Below are 403 nucleotides of genomic sequence, written 5' to 3'. Positions count from 1 at the left end.
CCATTGTGCCAAAAGTTGAAAGAAAAAAGCACGTGTTCTCTAGTTACGAAAACCAGAAAACACGTGTTTATTTCATTTCTAATAATTTCAATAATAAATGAACAACTTTTTATGCTATACTCAAATTGGCGACTTGCCTCGAAAGGAGGTGCATCACATGTACGAGATTGTCACAAAAATTCTTGTGCCGATTTTTGTCGGGATTGTCCTGAAACTTGTAACCATTTGGTTGGAAAAACAGAACGAGGAATAAACAAGTTGCTTCCAACCGCTGCTGTCTAAACAGCAAAAAAAGACACCCTACCACAATAGGGTGTCTTTTTAGTGCATCCATGCACGACTTTGTCACAAGTTACCTTAAATTTATCATAGGGCCTATTTTTTGTCAAGGAATCTTCTTATC

The 403-nt window shown here is 37.0% G+C and carries 1 protein-coding gene; it reads left to right on the top strand.

Annotated features, from left to right (window positions below):
• The first annotated feature begins 157 nt into the window (after nucleotides 1–157).
• Entirely contained in the window at nucleotides 158–253 is a 96-nt protein-coding gene (locus EVJ30_RS15245) for a type I toxin-antitoxin system Fst family toxin (protein ID WP_015543884.1), read from the top strand.
• Nucleotides 254–403 lie beyond the last annotated feature (150 nt).

This window comes from Exiguobacterium sp. SH5S13 (assembly GCF_004337085.1).
Classification (GTDB): domain Bacteria; phylum Bacillota; class Bacilli; order Exiguobacteriales; family Exiguobacteriaceae; genus Exiguobacterium; species Exiguobacterium aurantiacum_A.
This window is presented reverse-complemented; position numbering and strand designations above follow the sequence as displayed.